At 66.4% G+C, this 14,360-nt stretch carries 11 protein-coding genes and 1 riboswitch; of the genes, 10 read left to right on the top strand and 1 reads right to left on the bottom strand.

All coding sequences use genetic code 11. The annotated features are described in order from the left end of the window. Positions 1 to 29 precede the first annotated feature (29 nt). A riboswitch (cobalamin riboswitch) is annotated at positions 30 to 233 on the top strand. A 397-nt stretch (positions 234 to 630) separates the two neighbouring features. From AC24YW_RS04115 to AC24YW_RS04090, 6 genes are all read left to right on the top strand, one after another. Continuing rightward, positions 631 to 2,640, top strand: a complete 2,010-nt coding sequence (locus AC24YW_RS04115) for a hydantoinase/oxoprolinase family protein (RefSeq protein ID WP_487481506.1) — start codon at positions 631 to 633, stop codon at positions 2,638 to 2,640. Then, the gene (locus tag AC24YW_RS04110) at positions 2,637 to 4,217 is read left to right on the top strand and encodes a hydantoinase B/oxoprolinase family protein (RefSeq protein WP_487481505.1); all 1,581 of its coding nucleotides are present in this window, start codon (positions 2,637 to 2,639) and stop codon (positions 4,215 to 4,217) included. The genes AC24YW_RS04115 and AC24YW_RS04110 overlap by 4 nt, the downstream gene beginning before the upstream one ends. Before the next feature lie 10 nt (positions 4,218 to 4,227). Next, positions 4,228 to 5,523, top strand: coding sequence for a class-III pyridoxal-phosphate-dependent aminotransferase (locus tag AC24YW_RS04105; RefSeq protein ID WP_487481504.1), 1,296 nt, complete (start codon positions 4,228 to 4,230; stop codon positions 5,521 to 5,523). Next, a complete protein-coding gene (locus tag AC24YW_RS04100; protein WP_487481503.1) occupies positions 5,520 to 7,202 on the top strand; it encodes a long-chain-fatty-acid--CoA ligase in 1,683 nt (560 codons plus the stop codon). The genes AC24YW_RS04105 and AC24YW_RS04100 overlap by 4 nt, the downstream gene beginning before the upstream one ends. Before the next feature lie 103 nt (positions 7,203 to 7,305). Next, positions 7,306 to 8,238: an N-carbamoyl-D-amino-acid hydrolase gene (locus AC24YW_RS04095; protein ID WP_487481502.1), complete on the top strand. Its 933-nt coding sequence runs from the start codon at positions 7,306 to 7,308 to the stop codon at positions 8,236 to 8,238. Between the two features lie 5 nt (positions 8,239 to 8,243). Then, positions 8,244 to 8,903 (top strand): flavin reductase family protein, encoded by a 660-nt coding sequence (locus tag AC24YW_RS04090; RefSeq protein WP_487481501.1) that lies wholly within the window; start codon positions 8,244 to 8,246, stop codon positions 8,901 to 8,903. Here AC24YW_RS04090 and AC24YW_RS04085 read toward each other — a convergent pair. After that, positions 8,900 to 9,562, bottom strand: coding sequence for an aspartate/glutamate racemase family protein (locus AC24YW_RS04085; RefSeq protein ID WP_487481500.1), 663 nt, complete (start codon positions 9,560 to 9,562; stop codon positions 8,900 to 8,902). The two genes, AC24YW_RS04090 and AC24YW_RS04085, sit on opposite strands and share 4 nt — an antisense overlap. Before the next feature lie 56 nt (positions 9,563 to 9,618). Between AC24YW_RS04085 and hydA the strand changes: the two genes are divergently transcribed. Genes hydA through AC24YW_RS04065 form a run of 4 tightly spaced genes read left to right on the top strand, consistent with a single transcriptional unit; the run spans position 9,619 to position 14,263 of the window. Next, the gene (gene hydA, locus AC24YW_RS04080; protein ID WP_487481499.1) at positions 9,619 to 11,088 is read left to right on the top strand and encodes a dihydropyrimidinase; all 1,470 of its coding nucleotides are present in this window, start codon (positions 9,619 to 9,621) and stop codon (positions 11,086 to 11,088) included. A gap of 16 nt (positions 11,089 to 11,104) precedes the next feature. Beyond that, positions 11,105 to 12,079: an NAD-dependent epimerase/dehydratase family protein gene (locus AC24YW_RS04075; protein WP_487481498.1), complete on the top strand. Its 975-nt coding sequence runs from the start codon at positions 11,105 to 11,107 to the stop codon at positions 12,077 to 12,079. Between the two features lies 1 nt (position 12,080). Next, positions 12,081 to 12,830, top strand: a complete 750-nt coding sequence (locus AC24YW_RS04070; RefSeq protein WP_487481497.1) for an SDR family oxidoreductase — start codon at positions 12,081 to 12,083, stop codon at positions 12,828 to 12,830. After that, complete coding sequence (locus tag AC24YW_RS04065) at positions 12,827 to 14,263, top strand: NAD(P)-binding domain-containing protein (RefSeq protein WP_487481496.1); 1,437 nt, start codon at positions 12,827 to 12,829, stop codon at positions 14,261 to 14,263. The genes AC24YW_RS04070 and AC24YW_RS04065 overlap by 4 nt, the downstream gene beginning before the upstream one ends. The last annotated feature ends 97 nt before the right edge of the window (positions 14,264 to 14,360 follow it).

Raw genomic sequence — 14,360 nt, 5'->3', positions numbered from 1 at the left:
ACTGGCACATTGCCTCTGTCTTGCCGGCAATCCTAGATGCTCGCGACGGTTTTTCCGGGAGGGGAATGAAAGGGGAATGCGGGGCGGGGAAAATGGTCCCCAATCCGCGGCTTCCCCCCGCAACTGTAAGCGGCGAATCCTTCGTCACGCGCCACTGGGTCCTCGGTCCCGGGAAGGCGACGAAGCGGTCACGGCCCGCGAGCCAGGAGACCTGCCGTCAGCCGTGGTCACACGCGATATCCCTCGCTTACTGGCCGTACAATAAAGAGAGGCTGAGCCGACCTGCGTGCATAGCTCCTGGTCAATGCTCTCGCCCGCACCGCCGTTCGATCGCCTGCAAATTAGACAACGGCCTTGTGCGACCCCATTGCAATGCAACGGGCGTTTCCATTTGCGCCGAAGAATCCAAGGGTGCGCTGCACATTTCTGCCTCGTGGCTTCTGTTCTCTGCGCGAGCAGCGCTGCACCAAAACGTGCAGCCGATGCTGCGCCGCGCAATGCCGGTGGCTTGCTGGCCCGGTGGTTTGCGACAACTCTGGCCCTATACCGCTTCCATCGCTCTGTCGCACGCTCGCACGTGATGGCATGACAGGAAATGATGATGAACGTCACGCGTAACTGACTGTGCAGATGAGCTACTCCGGCAATCACTGGGAGGTCGGCACCGATATCGGTGGCACCTTCACCGACATCATCGCCATCCGGCGCGATTCCGCGGAAGCGCGGATCGCGAAGGTGCCGTCGCGGCCCGACGCACCGGTGCAGGCGATGCTGGAGGCGATCGAGGCGGTGGGCCTGCGCAAGAGCGAGGTCAAGCGCTTCGTCCACGGCACCACGCGCGTGACCAATGCGATCGTCGAGAACCGGCTGCCGAAGGTGGCGCTGGTCGCGACCGAAGGCTTTGCCGACGTGCTGGAGATCGCGCGCTACCGCCGGCGCGATCTCTATCGGCTCGACATTCCGCCGAAATCGCCGCCCTTGGTGCCGCCTGAACGCTGCTTTGGGCTCGCCGAGCGCCTCGATCACGAGGGCCGGGTGCTGAAGGCGCTGGATGAAGCCGAGATCGAACGTCTGGTGACGTGGCTGAAGGGGACGGGCGTTCAGAGCGTCGCAGTCGCGCTCCTCCACGCTTATGCCAATCCGGTGCATGAGAAGATGCTGGGCGCGCGGCTCAAGGATGTGGTCGCTCACGTCTCGCTCTCGCACGAGGTCAATCCCGAGGCGCGCGAATATGAGCGGACCTCGGCAACCGTGTTCAATGCGGCCGCGATGCCGATCGCGGTCGAATATCTCAGCGAGCTGGAGCAGCGGCTGCCGATCGGCGCCGGACTGCAGGTGTTTCACTCCGCCGGCGCCATGGTCCCGATTTCGGCGGTGAAGCGGCGTCCGCTGGTGATGGCGATGTCGGGGCCGGCGGCGGGCGTCTCGGCGTCCGTCAGCATCGCGCGCCAGCTCGGTTGCTCGCGGATGCTGACCTTCGACATGGGCGGCACCACGACGGACGTCTGCCTGATCGTCGACGGCCAGGCCGAAATGACCGACGGCCGCATGCTCGGCGACAAGCCGCTGCGCCAGCCGATGCTCGCGGTGCATTCGATCGGCGCCGGCGGCGGATCGATCGTGCGCAACGGTCCCGGCGGCCTGACGGTTGGGCCGGAAAGCGCCGGCTCCGAGCCGGGCCCGGCCTGCTATGGCCGCGGCGGCACCGAGCCCACCATCACCGATGCCAATGCCGTGCTCGGCTATCTCAATCCCGAGACCAAGCTTGGCGACCGCATCGGCATCGACATCGAGAGCGCCAAGCGCGTCATCGAACCGATCGCCCGCGCGCTCGGGCTGAGCCTGACTGAGACGGCGCTCGGCATCATCAAGGTCGCGAACGCGACCATGGCCCGCGCGCTCCGCCGCGTCACCGTCGAGCGCGGCATCGACGGCCGCGACTGCACGCTGCTGGCCTTCGGCGGCGGCGGCCCGATGCATGCCGCGGGCCTCGCCGATCTCTACGGCATTGCGGAGGTGGTCGTGCCCAGTGCCTCCAGCGCATTCTCGGCGCTGGGCTGCCTCACCGCCGATTTCAGCTTTCTGCAGCAACAAACCTTTCGCGCAGCCCTCGATGGCATCGATCTCGCCCGCGTCTCGGAACGGATCGAGGCCCTGATTGCCGATGCATCCGCGCCGCTTCTCGCAAACGGAGTTGCGAAGGCGGAGATCCAGGTCGAGCTGGTGGCCTTGATGCGCTACGCGGCGCAAAACGACGCCATTCCGGTATCCTTCACAATGCCGCTCGATGTCGCCAGGCTGAAGCAGGATTTCCTGACGCGGCATCACGAATTGTTCGGCTATGCGACCGGCGAGCCCTGCGTCATCGAATCGGTGCGGGTGCAGGCGCGCCGCCCGTCGACGACGGTCGTCAGCCGGCCCGCCACGGCAGTAAGGGCGGTGTCTACGGGCACGCGCAGCTGCTCGTTCGACGGCTGCCATGACATCCCGACCGCAATCATCGACCGCGCCTCGCTCGCCGAGATCATCAATGGTCCCGCCATTATCGAAGACGCCTGGTCGACCGTGGTGGTGCCGCCGGGCTGGCAGGCGAGGTCCGATCCATCAGGCAATCTGTTCCTGACGCGGAGGGCGGCATGAAGCTCGATCCGTTCGTCGTCGAGGTCATCAGGCACGGGCTCTCCGCCGCGGCGGAGGAGATGAGCCTCGTGATGACGCGTTCGGCGCGCTCGCCGCTCTTGCGCGAGGCCGGCGACCTCTCGTCTGCGATCACGGACGGCTACGGCGGCCTGGTCGGGCAGGGCCGCGACATTCCGATCCATCTCGGCGCGATGGCCTACACCATCCCCGAACTGTTGAAGGTGATGCCGCGCGATGGCCTGAACGACGGCGACGTCGTGATCTACAATGTTGGCGCGCTCGGCGGCAATCATCTCAACGACGTCAAGGTCGTGCGCCCCGTCTTCTTCGATGGCGAAATCGTGGCTTTCGCGGTCAGTCTCGCGCATTGGCCCGACATCGGCGGCACCTGGCCCGGCAGCTATTTTGCAAAGGCCGTCGACACCTTCCAGGAGGCGATGCGGATTCCGCCGGTGCTGATCGCGAGCGCTGCCGGCCTCAATACGCCGATCGTGCAGCTGCTCAAGGCCAACGTTCGCGATGCCGAATCCTGCGAGGGTGACCTTCTTGCCCAGATCGCGGCGACCAAGGCCGGCGAGAAGCGCATCGTCGAGCTCTGCCGCGAGCATGGCAAGGCGGTCTTCATGGCGGCGCAGTCGCGCCTGCACGACCTCTCCGAAATCGAGATGCGGGAAGCGCTGCGCGACCTGCCAGATGGCGTCTACGAGGGCGAGGATTATCTCGACGACGGCAGCGCAAACAACGCACCGGCACGGATCCATGTGAAAATCACCATTCGCGGGGATGAAGCGACCTTCGATCTCTCCGGAAGCTGCGACCGCGTCTCCAATTTCTGCAACACGACGCCGTTCATGGCGCGCTCGGGGGTCGCCTATGCCGCGCGCATCATGAGCGGGCGCGACATGCAGCAGAATGCCGGCGCACTGCGGCCGCTGACCATCATCACGCGCCCGGGCTCGATCCTCGAGCCCGGCTGGACCGCCTCTGTTGCCGCCGGCAATCACGAGACCTCCATGCGCATCGTCGATGCGATTTTCCGCGCCATGCAGGACACCATTCCCGAGCGCCTGTCCGCGGGTGGGGCGACTACCGCGGGCGTGCTGTTCTTCGCCGAGCCGCGGCCGAACGGGTCGTGGAAGATGCTCTATGAAGTCCATGGCGGCGGCGAAGGCGCGCGGCACGATCGGGCCGGCACGTCCGCAACCCGCGTGCATCTGTCCAACACCTCGAACACGCCGGTCGAGGTGATCGAGGCGAACTACGCGATTCGGCTCGAGCAGCAGGCCATCCGCCGGAATTCCGGCGGCGCGGGCGCGCAGCGCGGCGGTGACGGCTCGGTCCGCACCTACCGCATTCTCGCGCCCTCGATGCACCTGACCACTTGCGTCGAACGCATGGTGATGGCGCCGTGGGGCATGCAGGGCGGCGAATCGGGCAAGGCCTGCCGCATCTCGCTGGTGCGGCAGGGCGCGAACGTCGCCATCGACGGCAAGTCGAACCTGGTGCTCCAGCAAGGCGATCTCGTCACGATCGAGATGTGCGGTGGCGGCGGCTACGGCGTCGCGGCTGCGCAGTGAGGGATCCACGATGAGCAGATTGTTGCGAACCGGGCTGAATGCGGGCGAGGCTTCGCCGATGGCCGTGGTTGGCGGCGAGGGCGTCTACTTTCACCTTGCGGACGGCCGCAAGCTGATCGATGGCAGCAACACCGGCGGCGGTCTCGGCCATCGCCATCCGGCGATGGTGGAGGCGATCCGCCGCGCGGCCGATACGCCCGTCGTCAACGAAGGCTGGACCTGGATCGGCCGCGAGCAGGCCGCCGACGATCTGATGGCCATCGCCTTCAAGGGCGAAGAGGACTGGGTCGGCGCGGTGCGCTTCTGCATCAGTGGCAGCGAGGCCAACGACATGGCGCTGTCGCTGTGCCAGGCGTTGACGCAGCGTTCGGCATTGGCGACGCGCGAGCGCGCCTATCACGGCATCACTGGCCTGTCGCGCAGCATGACGGTGCAGCCGCAATGGCACGGCGGGCTCGCGGTGCACTCGGGCGGCTCCAAGCTGCCGGCGCCGATGGCGCCGGTGCGGATTCTTCCCGCCCCCGATGGTGCAATCTATGGCGCGCCCGCCAACAACAGCCCGCCCAGCGAATATCTCGCCGATGCCGCGCGCCTGCTCTCGGATACCGCAGCGACGATCATCGACTACACCCAGGGCGGCATCTATTACGACGGTGCCTATCAGGATGAGGTCGCGCGCTGCGCCCGGCAGGCCGGCTCTTACTGGATCGCGGACGAGGTCGTCACCGGCGCAGGCCGCGCGGGCCGTTGGTTCGCGTTCCAGGGCGCGCAGAGCCGGCCCGATATCGTGACGCTCGGAAAGTCGCTCGGCGGCGGCGCGGCGGCCGTTGCTGCTGTGGTGGTGTCCAAGGACATCGTGGAACGACTCAAGGGCACGAGCTGGCAGAACTACGGCACGCTGCGTGGCCATCCGATCAGCATGGCGGCCGTCAGCGCCTATCTGAAGGTCGTCAGCGACGACAAGATTCTGGAGCACGTCGCGAGCCTAGAGAAGCTGTTCGCCCGCCGCCTGCTCGCAATCGCGCAAAAGCATCCAAGCGTGCGGCGCGTCGCGGGGCAGGGGTTGCACTGGACGGTGGAGCTGCACGGTCCGGACTGGCGGACCTGGCACGCCGACACCACCGAGGTTCCGATCGCCTCGCGCGTTGCAGAACGCGCGCTGGAGGCCGGCGCCGTGATCGGCACCAGCGGCGAGCAGACCTCGCTGTTCCTGGCACCGCCGCTGGTGATTTCCGAGCGGGAGGCTGATCAGCTTCTGAACGCGCTCGACCACGGCCTCGATATCGCCGACAAGGAGCACGGGTGAACGCGGACCACGCAGCACCTCGTCGCTCGCCGGCCTGGCCGGCGGACGAGCCCTGGCATCTCGCGATGCCGGAGGGGACGCTCTACGGCGCGCTGGTGCGTGCTGCACGTGAACGTCCCTCGCATCCGGCGACAATGTTCTACGGCGCGAGCCTGGGCTATGCCGAGCTGCGCGACCGGGTCGATGCCATGGCCGGCTTCCTGCAACGTGTTTGCGACGTGAAGCGCGGCGACCGCGTCATGATCGCGCTGCAGAACTCGCCGCAATACGTCATCGCTTACTATGCGACGATGCGGGCGAACGCCGTGATCGTGCCGGTCAATCCCATGAACAAGACCGCCGAAATCGCGTATCTCGCCGCGGACAGCGGCGCCAGGGTTGCAATCATCGGCAGCGAGCTGAGCGATGTGTTTGCGCCGCTGGTCGGCGAGGCCATCACGCATGCAATCGTCGCGCAATATCGCGACGAGGTCCCAGCCAGGACGCCCTACACGCTGCCAGCATGCGTGACCGAAGCGGCGTCGGAGCCGCCGTCGTCGCCGGGCTGGCATTCGTGGTCGCTCGCGATCGCGAAAGGCCTGCAGCCGGGTGCTATGGAGGCGAGGCCGGACGATCTCATGATCCTGCCCTACACGTCCGGCACGACGGGCAAGCCCAAGGCGTGCATGCACACCCATCGCAGCGCGCTGTTCACCGCCGTGTTGCAGGCCCGCTGGTATGGACTCGACGGCAGCGACGTGATGACCGGCTTCATGCCGCTGTTCCATGTCGCGGGCATGCAGGGCTCGATGAATGCCGCCGTCGTCTCCGGCGCAACGCTGCTGCTGATGGCGCGCTGGGACAAGGATCTGCTGCCGGATTTGTTCGAGACCTATGGCGTCACGTTCTGGAACGCCGCGCCGACCATGATCGTGGATGTGCTCGCCAGCGCCAGCTTCCGCGACAAATGCTTTGCGAAGCTCAAGGTTTTGACCGGCGGCGGCGCGGCGATGCCGACCGCGGTCGCTGAACGGCTGAAGGGCAGGTTCGGCCTCGATTTCGTCGAGGGCTACGGCATGACCGAGACGATGTCTCCGACGCACCTCAATCCGATGGCGGCGCCGAAGCGGCAGTGCCTCGGCATCGCCGTGCACGAGACCGACGCCAGGGTGATCGATCCCGACAGCCTGGTCGAGCTCGACGACAACGTGGTCGGCGAGATCATCGTGCACGGGCCGCAGGTGCTGCAGGGTTACTGGAATAGGCCGGAGGCGGATTCCGAAGCCTTCATCGAACGCGACGGCAAGCGGTTCCTGCGCACGGGCGATCTCGGCTATCGCGACGCGGACGGCTATTTCTTCGCGGTCGACCGCCTCAAGCGGATGATCAATGTCAGCGGCTTCAAGGTGTGGCCGGCCGAGGTCGAGGCAGCGATGTACCAAAACCGCGCCATCCGGGAATGCTGCATCATTTCCGCGCCGGACGGCTATCGCGGCGAGACCGTCAAGGCGCTGGTGGTGCTGGATGACGCAGCGCGCGCGACGACGTCGGAGGGCGACATCGTCGGCTGGGCGCGCAGCGCGATGGCGAGCTACAAGGCGCCGCGCGCCGTCGTCTTCGTCGAGTCCCTGCCGCGCACCGCCAGCAACAAGGTCAACTGGCGACTGTTGCAGGATGCCGAATGGGGGCGGACGGCATGAAAGCTGCTTGGCTGGAATATCGGCAACTAGCCGCGTTATGCTCGGCACGGCGGAAGATCCTGCAAGCCGACGCTTCCCCCCAGACATCACCAGGAACTCGCTGATGCGCATCGTCAATGTCGCCGCCGCCCAGATGGGCCCGATCCAGAAAGCCGACAGCCGCGAGGCCGTGGTCAAGCGCATGATCGCGCTGATGGACGAAGCCAAGAGCAAGGGCGCCGACCTGATCGTCTATCCCGAGCTGGCGCTGACGACGTTCTTCCCGCGCTGGTATGTCGAGGACCGCGCCGAGTTCGACGTCTGGTTCGAGCGCGAGATGCCGAACGCGGCGACCAGGCCGCTGTTCGAGCGCGCGGCGCAGCACGGAATGGCGATGAATTTCGGCTACGCCGAGCTGACGCCGGACGGTCATCATTTCAACACCGCGATCCTGACCGACAAGTCCGGCAGGATCGTCGGCAAGTACCGCAAGGTCCACCTGCCGGGCCATGTTGAGTATGACACCAAGCGCTCGCACCAGCACCTGGAGAAGCGCTATTTCGAGCCGGGCGATCTCGGCTTCAAGGTCTGGCGCGAACTCGGCGGCATCATCGGCATGGCGATCTGCAACGATCGCCGCTGGCCGGAGACCTATCGCGTCATGGGCCTGCAGGGCGTCGAGATGGTGCTGATCGGCTACAACACGCCGTCGGTAAATGCCGAGAAGAGCGAGGAGGGCGTCGAGAAGCGCCTGTTCCACAACCGTCTCTCGGTGCAGGCCGGCGCTTATCAGAACGCGACCTGGGTGGTCGCGGTGGCCAAGGCCGGCAATGAGGATGGTCACCCGTTGTTCGGCGGCAGCCTGATCGTCGATCCCAATGGCGAGATCGTTGCGGAAGCCAAGACCGAGGACGACGAGGTTCTGGTCCATGCCTGCGACCTCGACGCGACCACCTTCGGCAAGACCACGATCTTCGATTTCGCCCGACATCGCCGCATCGAGCATTACGGCCTGATCACCAGCCAGACCGGCGCGGTGCCGCCGCCGGAGAAGTGACGCCGATGGCTGACAAGGGCATCTCCTTGCGTGAGCTCGATCCGCGCGATCGCTACAAGCTGCTGTGCGGCGTGGTGGTGCCGCGGCCGATCGCGCTGGTGACGACGATGGACGAGAACGGCGCGGTGAATGCCGCGCCGTTCAGCTTCTTCAACGTGTTCTCCGAAAGTCCCGCGCTGATCGTGCTCGGACTCCAGCACAAGCCGGATCACGCGCCGAAGGACACAACGCGAAACATCCATCGCGACGGCGAGTTCGTGGTGCACATGGTGGACGAGGCGCTGTCGGTCGCGATGAACGACTGCGCGGTCGATTTCCCCTCCGGCGACAGCGAGGTCGCCGCAACGGGCCTCGCAACGCTTCCTTCGGTCGACGTGAAGGTGCCGCGTCTCGCCGCCGCCCCTTTCGCGCTGGAGTGCCGGCGCCATGTCGTGCTGACCTTCTCGCCCGATCGCGAGCTCCTGGTCGGCGAGGTCTTGCGGGTTCACGCCCGCGAGGGCCTCGTCGATACCGCCAACATGTATGTCGATCTCGACGCCTACCGGCCGATCGGCCGCATGTTCGGCAATCTCTACACCACCCAGCGCGACACGTTTGCCCTTGTCCGCGAGAGCCATGCGCAATGGCTCGCGCGGCAGGGTGCCAAAGAGCTGAAGGACGCCTAGTGAGCCGAGAACCGCACCGTACCCAGCGCCATGGTGACGGCCGCCTGTGTCGGGTCGATGACGGGAATGCGCAGCGCGTCTTCCAGCGCACGACGGTGGCGGGCCATGCCGGCGCAGCCCATCACGACGGCACGGGCGCCGTCCTCGTCGCGCAGCGCGCGGCCGACCTCGATCATCTTGGCGAGCGTGCCTTCGCCGGAGGCGGTTTCGGCGACGCTCATGTTCAGCGGCCGCTCGCCCGAAAAGCGGTCGGTCAGGCCCATCTGCCTGAGATAGCGCATGTGCCGCGGGATCGAACGCTGGGCGATCGCGATGACGCCGAAAGTCTCCGCACGGGAAAGCGCCGTCAGCACGCCGCACTCGGCGATACCGAACACGGGGCGGTCGGTGCCTTCGCGGCAGACCTGCAGCCCGGGATCGCTGTAGCAGGCGATGACGAAGGCGGCCGAGCTGTTGTCGCTTTCGACCAGCTTCCGCAGCGGGATCGCAACGCTATCGGCGTCCGCCTGGCTTTCAATGCCGAACGGACCCTCGGCCAGCGTCTGGCAGACCACTTCCGGCCCGCCCTCGAAATCGAGCGGCTTCAACGCGTCCTCCAGCCCCTGCGTGACCTTGTGGTTGGAGTTCGGGTTGATGACGAGAATGCGCGGCCGGGCCATGATGATCTTCCTGCGAGATTTAGCGAACGTGCCTTGAGCCTATCACGGAGTGCCTCATGACTGAACCCGCTTACGACCTGATCATCCGCGGCGGCCGCGTCGCCACCACGACCGACGTCTTCGAGGCCGATGTTGCCATCTCCGGTGAGACCATCGCGGCCATCGGCCGCGGGCTTGCCCCTGCAAAGCGCGAGATCGACGCGCGCGGCAAGCTGGTGCTGCCCGGCGGCGTCGACAGCCACGCCCATATCGAGCAGCTGTCGGCCGCCGGCATCATGAACGCCGACACGTTCGAGAGCGCAACCGTCTCCGCGGCTTTCGGTGGCACGACCACGGTGATTCCGTTTGCCGCCCAGCATGTCGGGATGAAGCTGCCGCAAGTGGTCGAGGACTATCACGCCCTCGCGAAGAAGGGTGCGGTGATCGACTACGCCTTTCATATGATCATTGCGGACGCGACCAAGGAGACGGTCGAGGAGCACATTCCCGCGCTGGTGAAGCAGGGCCATGCCTCGATCAAGATCTTCATGACCTATGACCGCCTCAAGGTCGACGACGAGCCCTTGCTCGACATCCTTCTCGCCGCGCGTCAGTCCGGCGCGATGCTGTGTGCCCATGCCGAGAACCACGGCATCATCGCGTGGATGGTGAAGCGGCTGCTGTCGCGCGGCTACACGATGCCGAAATACCACGCCGTCAGCCACGCCCGCGTCTCGGAGGCGGAAGCCTTCACCCGGCTGATCGGCATGGCGGCGCTGATCGACCAGCCGATCATGATCTTCCATGTCTCGACAGCCGAGGGCGCCAAGGTGATCCGGGACTCGCGCGGGCAGGGGCTCAAGGTCTTCGCCGAGACCTGCCCGCAATATTTGTTCCTCACGGCTGATGATCTCGACAAGCCCGGCGCCGAGGGCGCCAAGTGGATGTGCAGTCCGCCGCCGCGCACGCATGCCGACCAGGAGGCGCTGTGGCAGGCGCTCTCGCTCGGCGATCTCCAGACCATCTCGTCGGACCACGCGCCGTATCGCTATGACGAGACCGGCAAGCTGCGCGCCGGTCCCAACCCGAATTTCAAGCAGGTCGCCAACGGCCTGCCTGGCCTGGAGCTGCGGCTGCCGCTGCTGTTCGACGCGATGGTGTCGAAGGGACGGCTGGGCCTTGAAAAATTCGTCGAGCTGACCGCGACCGCGCCTGCCAAGATCTACAACCTGCATCCGCGCAAGGGCTCGATCGCCGTGGGCGCCGATGCCGATATCGCGATCTGGGATCCGACCCGCGAGGTCACCATCGCCGACGAGATGATGCACGACCTCGCCGGCTACACGCCGTTCGCGGGGCGCAAGCTGAAGGGCTGGCCGGTGTCGGTGCTCTCGCGCGGCCGCGTGATCATCGAGGGCGACAAGTGCCTCGCAAGCGCCGGCAGTGGAAAATTCCTGGCGCGCAGCGGCGGTGAGGCGGCAAAGCCGACCGGCCGGCTCGTCGCCGACATGGATCCGGAACGGAATTTCGGAGCCAGGCTGCTGTGACGGTGGATCGCGCGCGATGAAGATCGTCATCTTCGGTGGCACCGGCTTTGTCGGCCTCAATCTGGCCGAGGCGCTGCTCGCGCGTCGGCACGAGGTGACGCTGTATGACCGTGCGGCGTTGCCGGCGAGTGCGCAGCGATCTCTCGCTGACTACGGCGCACGATTTAAAGTCGTGCAGGCCGATATCACCGATGTAGACAGCATCGATGCCCTGATCGCAAAGGGCTGCGATGCGATCGTGCTCGGCGCGGCAGTCACCGCCGGCGATGACCTCGAACGGGCATCGCCCGCGCGCGTTCTCGAGATCAACGTCATGGCGCAGATCCCGATCCTGCAAGCCGCGATCCGGCATAATGTTCGCCGCGTCGTGAATCTGTCGTCGGCGTCGGCCTACGGCGCCGCGGGTGCGCGCGTCGACATTCTGGACGAGGAAACGCCCTGCGATCCCGTCTCGTTCTACGCCATCAGCAAGTTCACCTCGGAGCGATCGGTGGCACGCTACGCCGAGCTCTTTGGCGGTGATTTCCTGAGTGTGCGGTTGACTGCGGTCTTCGGGCCGTGGGAGCGCCCCGGTTCAGTCCGCGATACGCCGAGCCTCCAGTATCAGATATTGGCCGCATTCGCGCGCGGCGAGCCGGCCATCATGCCGGAGCCGGGTCTTCGAGACTGGACTTACGCACCGGACGCTGCCGAAGCTGTCGCGATTCTGGTCGAAGCCGAGCGCCCCCGTCACCGGCTGTACAACATTTCGAACGGCGGGGCGTGGCCCGCATTGCAGTGGGGCGAGGCGTTCGCAGCGTTGCATCCCGGCCTGGAGTGCCGGCTCGCCGCGCCTGGAGAGAAAACCGCCATCAAGCTGCATGGCCCCTATCGCGCGCCGCTCTCGGTCGCGCGAATGGCCGACGAATTCGGCTGGCGCGCCCGTTTCGGCTGCGCCGAGTCCGCCGCGGCGATGAACGCCTGGCTAACGCAGCACAAGGAGTGGATCTGAGATGCGGCTGCAGGGGCGCACGGCCATCATCACCGGCGCGGGCTCGGGCATCGGCCGCGCCAGCGCAAAATTGTTTGCGGAGGAGGGCGCGCGCCTGGCTCTGGTCGATCGTGATGCCGCGGGCCTTCAGGACACGCTGAGCCTCATCGGCGAGGCAACGACGCATGTCGGCGACGTCGGCGATGGCGTCTTCGCCGAGACGGTCGCCAGCGACGTCGTGGCCCGGCACGGCCGGCTCGACATCCTGATGACCGCGGCCGGCTTCTCCTGCGGCGGCACGGTGCTGACGACGAGCCTGGACGACTGGGATGCCGTGTTCCGTGCCAATGTCGGCGGCACCTGGCTGTGGGCGCGGGCCGCGGTGCCGCAGATGCAGCGGCAGGGCAACGGGTCGATCATCACGCTGGCATCGCAGCTCGCCATTGCCGGCGGCAAGGGCAACAGCGCCTATATCGCGGCCAAGGGCGCGATCGTCAGCCTGACGCGGACCATGGCGGTTGATTTCGCAACCGACGGCATTCGCGTCAACGCAATCGCACCCGGTGCGATCGACACGCCGATGCTTCGCCGCAGCTTTGCCCGTCACGCCAATTCCGAGGACGTGCGCGAGGCCTCGCGCAACCGCCACGCCATGAAGCGGTTCGGCCAGGCGGAAGAGATCGCGCAGACCGCGCTGCATCTCGCCAGCGATGCCTCGTCGTTCACGACCGGCACCGTGATGGTGGTCGACGGAGGCTGGCTGGCGGCATGAGTGAGGCGCTCACCCAGCTCGAAGCCGATATTCGCGCCGATCTGGCGATGATCACGCATCCCGGCGCGGCGTGGCTCGAACCGAAAACGGGCCCGGACGGCAAGCCGGCGCTGGATGTCCTCATCGTCGGGGCGGGTCAGTCCGGCATCGCCATCGGCTTCGGCCTGCTGCGCTCGCGCGTCAGCAATATTCTGCTGATCGACAAGGCCGAGGCGGGCAAGGAGGGCCCGTGGCTCACCTATGCCCGGATGCCGACGTTGCGTAGCCCGAAGGACTACACCGGCCCGGACCTCGACATCCCCAGCCTGACCTACCAATCCTGGCACGAGGCCCGCTTCGGCAAGGCGAGCTGGCAGGAGCTCGGCCTCATCGCGCGCGAGCATTGGGCGGAGTATCTGCTCTGGCTGCGGCGCACGGTCGGCTTGCCGGTGCGCAACGCTTGCGAGCTGTTCGAGATCGCGCCGGCGGCTGACGGCCTGCTCGCTGCGCGGGTGAAACGGGGAGCAGAGGTCGAAACGCTCCATGCCCGCAAGATCGTGCTGGCGACGGGTCAGGAGGGAATGGGCGGCTGGATGATTCCGGAGCAGCTGACGCATCTGCCGCCGAGCTCAGTTGCGACCGTCGCCGACGACATCGATTTCGAAAGCCTGCGCGGCAAGCGCGTCGCCGTGATCGGTGCCGGCGCCTCCGCTTTCGACAATGCGGCGACTGCGTTGGAGGCCGGTGCCGCTGAGGTACACCTGCTATGCCGCCGTGCGCAGATCCAGGTGATCCAGCCCTATCGTTGGCTGACCTTTCGCGGCTTCCTGCGTCATCTCAGCGATCTCGACGATGCCTGGCGCTGGCGCTTCATGCGCAAGATCCTCGAGATGCGGGAAGGATTTCCGCAGCCGACCTATGACCGCTGCGCGCGTCACGCCAACTTCACACTGCACGAAGGCGCGCCGGTCGAAGCCGCGCGCAAGACCGATAGCGGCGTTGAACTCCAGACGCCGCGCGGCGCGGTCACCGCCGATTTCGTCATCTGCGGCACCGGCATCGACATGGACTTTGCCGGCCGCGGTGAGCTCGCCAAATGTGCCGGCAACATCGCGACCTGGACCGACCGCTATCAGCCGCCGGAAGACGAACGCAACGAACGGCTCGGCCGATTTCCCTACCTCGCCGACGACTATGCCTTCACCGAGCGTGTGCCGGGAACGACGCCGTGGATCGCCGACGTCCATCTCTTCGCCATCGCCTCGACCATGAGCTTCGGCCCGTCGGGGTCGTCGATCAACGCGATGACGACCGCCGTTCCAAAGCTGGTCCACGGCCTGACGCGCGGCCTGTTTCGCGCCGATGTCGCACGGCACTGGGATTCGCTCAGCGCCTATGACGTGCCGCAGGCCGTGGTGACGCGTCAGGCGCGAGAAATGGGGGAATCCCTGTGATCACCCATGCGCCGTCGCGAGGTCGCGTCGTTCGAAACAGCCCATCAGACTGGCGCGCAACTTGCTTCCTTCTGAAGCTGCCTTGCTGGCGTTCTCG

It is taken from the genome of Bradyrhizobium sp. USDA3516 (genome assembly GCF_057651995.1).
This window is presented reverse-complemented; position numbering and strand designations above follow the sequence as displayed.

Excerpts from the sequence above, each read along its gene's own strand:
- AC24YW_RS04065 (WP_487481496.1), top strand. The coding sequence starts at position 12,827 with ATGAGTGAGGCGCTCACCCAGCTCGAAGCCGATATTCGCGCCGATCTG.
- AC24YW_RS04110 (WP_487481505.1), top strand. The coding sequence starts at position 2,637 with ATGAAGCTCGATCCGTTCGTCGTCGAGGTCATCAGGCACGGGCTCTCC.
- AC24YW_RS04090 (WP_487481501.1), top strand. The coding sequence starts at position 8,244 with ATGGCTGACAAGGGCATCTCCTTGCGTGAGCTCGATCCGCGCGATCGC.
- AC24YW_RS04115 (WP_487481506.1), top strand. The coding sequence starts at position 631 with ATGAGCTACTCCGGCAATCACTGGGAGGTCGGCACCGATATCGGTGGC.
- AC24YW_RS04105 (WP_487481504.1), top strand. The coding sequence starts at position 4,228 with ATGAGCAGATTGTTGCGAACCGGGCTGAATGCGGGCGAGGCTTCGCCG.
- AC24YW_RS04095 (WP_487481502.1), top strand. The coding sequence starts at position 7,306 with ATGCGCATCGTCAATGTCGCCGCCGCCCAGATGGGCCCGATCCAGAAA.
- AC24YW_RS04075 (WP_487481498.1), top strand. The coding sequence starts at position 11,105 with ATGAAGATCGTCATCTTCGGTGGCACCGGCTTTGTCGGCCTCAATCTG.
- AC24YW_RS04070 (WP_487481497.1), top strand. The coding sequence starts at position 12,081 with ATGCGGCTGCAGGGGCGCACGGCCATCATCACCGGCGCGGGCTCGGGC.
- AC24YW_RS04085 (WP_487481500.1), bottom strand. The coding sequence starts at position 9,562 with ATGGCCCGGCCGCGCATTCTCGTCATCAACCCGAACTCCAACCACAAG.
- hydA (WP_487481499.1), top strand. The coding sequence starts at position 9,619 with ATGACTGAACCCGCTTACGACCTGATCATCCGCGGCGGCCGCGTCGCC.